Below are 2,748 nucleotides of genomic sequence, written 5' to 3' on the forward strand. Positions count from 1 at the left end.
CGACCCCGTCGAGATGAGCAAGCCTTACCGCCTCAAGTGGCTGTCCCGGTGCCAGCATCCCGCAAATCATCCCGCGCATCTGAACACCAATCCAATCCGAATACGGATTTCGGTAGCTTCCCGATTCGGGCGGAGTGAGACCAGCACGCAAGTTCTGGATAGCAATCCATTCTGCCGACCAGCCAAAAGGTATTTGCCGCAACCATTCGTCGGCAATGTCCTGCGACGTAAGACCGCGTCCATGTGACTCGAACGCGTCAAGGAACGCCAGCTCATAGACAACGTCGTCGTTCATCGTCTCGGGATCTGTGACATAGGAACGGACGTCGCCATAGACCTCTGAGATACGTTGGCCCGTATATCCCTCGATGGCAGTGCCAAATGCACCACCCGCAAGCTGGCCGACCCATCCAGTCAATGTCTTCTCCTCGACACTATCCGGCTGCTCGTCTTGCGGCGTGCCAGCCGCAGGCAGGCGAGACAGAACTTCGTCCCACGAAACCGGGTATTCGAACCCGAGGTAGGAACACAAGGGATCCTGCGGTGCAGCAAACAGTGCGTCGAGGTAATGAGCGGTGAGTCTGCGCAGCGCAGGAACGTCTCCAGTGCGAGCCAAGCGTAAGCCTTCCGGGATAAGCGATACTGCCACACTTTCATCGAAGCCCTGATTCTCCATCGACTGAGCTGCCCCACGATAGAGACACTCGGGAGCACCTGATCCTGGCACACGACTCTCCCAGAGCATGAACATCATCTCATCCTGGCCCTTGTCGGCTACGGTCTGCTCAGACCAGTTGCTTGGATGCAGGCGCCGGTCCAGCGGAACGGCAGAACGCCGTACGTCACGTTCCTCCTGCCATGCCTCGATTCTCATGCCTGCCTCCTTCTCTTGCGAACGGAATACAGGTACAGGGAACCAAGTGTCGCGACGTAGGGGATCATGGCCGTGAACTGTGTGGGGATGCGACTGCCCTGCAGAAACACCGTCAGTCCGTCGAAGAACCCAAACACGAGAGAGATGATCGCGATGCCCCAGGGATTCCCACTGACGAGAATGACTGCCGTCAGCGAGATCCAGCCACGTCCAGCGGACATGTTCTCGGAAAACAGCCGCACGTAGCCAAGAGAGAGATACGCGCCCGCGAGACCACAGCATACAGCGCACACAATGAGTGACCAGATACGTATAGCCGATGCCGGAACACCACTCGAACTCAGACACGCGGCATTGTAACCTGCGGCGCGGAGCCGGAGCCCGAAACGAGTCCTGAAGATGACGAACGCGGAGAGCACGGTTGCCAGGACGGCGACGTAAACGATGAGGTTGTACCCGCTCAGCAACCTGCCCAGATAGGGAATGCCATCGATCAGCGGCAGCTTCACGGCTGGAATCGCGTGGATGCCTGCATCGGTAAAGGCTCCCTTGACGTGAAAGATATCGCGCAGCAGGAACGTCGTCAGGCCCACCGCGAACAGGTTCAGCGCTATGCCCGTCAAGAACTCATCGGTATGGAGTCTCACTGCAAACAGAACGAAGATAGCAGCTATGACCAGCGCCCCGGCTATCGCGCACAGAACGCCAAGGAACCAGCTGTGCAGGAAGAACGACCCGAGAACAGCACAGAACGCACCGACCAGCATCATTCCTTCCATGGCAATGTTGAAGATACCGGCATAGAAGGTGAATGTCCCACCAATAGCCGCAAGCAGGATCGGGGTGGCTCCGACGAGCATGGCCGAGACAAGCCCGAACAGGACATTCACTGAGCCCTCTCCTTCAGTTTTCGCCGGGTCGCCAAGCGGTCAAACACCATGTTCAGTGAAACCCTGCCTGCGACCACAACCAGAACGATGACTGCCTGCAGCACGTCGATGAACTCGGAAGGAACGGCAGTGACGAGTTCCATACCGATGGCGCCCTGTTGCAATGCGCTGAAGAGCAACCCATAGAGGAACGTCCCCGAGATGCCATTGCTGGCTACGACTGCAATCATGATACCGTCCCAGGCATAGTTAGCGCCCAGCCCCTTGACAAAACGATGGGGGCCACCCATGATCATCAGCCCTCCGGCAAGCCCCGCGAGGGCTCCGGTGACCAGCATGACGCGGACATAGTTGGCGTCCACCTTGCATCCGCCGATCCTCGCAAACAGTGGGTTCTGCCCGGTCATGCGCCATTCATACCCACTGCGGCCTCTACTCATGATCAGCCAGCAGACAACTGCTGCAAGCACCATAAACAATACACTTGTGTTCACCCCTCCCAGATCGGGCAGCCATGCAGCGGTGTTGATGGACCTGGTCATGGGACTCGAAGCTGAGGGGTCAAACAGCGGGTACGTGATGACCCACAATGCGAAGTAGTCAGCGATGAAGTTGAGCATGAGCGTGACAATGAACTCATCCATGGCGAAAGCGCGTCTGAGCAGCGCCGCAAGCCCCGACCATAACGCCCCACCAACCAAGGCTGCCAGGATACAAAGCGGGATAAGGAATGCTGAAGGCAGGTGGACGAACAACCCGATCAGTGTCGCACCCAAGGCCCCCATCTCGAGCTGACCCGGCTGTCCAAGGTTCACGGGGCCGGAAGCAAACGCGATCGAAGCTGAGAGTCCTGTCAGGATCAGGGGAACGGCTCGCGTCAACGTAGCAGTGAATCCCGACGCACTGAACAACGAGTACTGGAGCAGTGCACCGTAGGTCGCAACCGGATTGAACCCCTGAAGCGCCAGCACGAGCGCTCCAATG

At 58.2% G+C, this 2,748-nt stretch carries 3 protein-coding genes; all 3 read right to left on the minus strand.

Annotated features, from left to right (window positions below; translation table 11 throughout):
- Window positions 1-874: ADP-ribosylglycohydrolase family protein (locus tag SMC5_RS08275; RefSeq protein ID WP_133299190.1), on the minus strand; the 874-nt coding region annotated here is incomplete at its 3' end.
- Entirely contained in the window at window positions 871-1,764 is an 894-nt protein-coding gene (locus SMC5_RS08280; protein WP_119120332.1) for an ABC transporter permease, read from the minus strand. The genes SMC5_RS08275 and SMC5_RS08280, both read right to left, overlap by 4 nt.
- The coding region (locus SMC5_RS08285; protein WP_133299191.1) for an ABC transporter permease at window positions 1,761-2,748 on the minus strand (988 nt) is incomplete at its 5' end. The genes SMC5_RS08280 and SMC5_RS08285, both read right to left, overlap by 4 nt.

The organism is Candidatus Cryosericum odellii, from assembly GCF_003570935.1.
Lineage (GTDB): Bacteria > Caldisericota > Caldisericia > Cryosericales > Cryosericaceae > Cryosericum > Cryosericum odellii.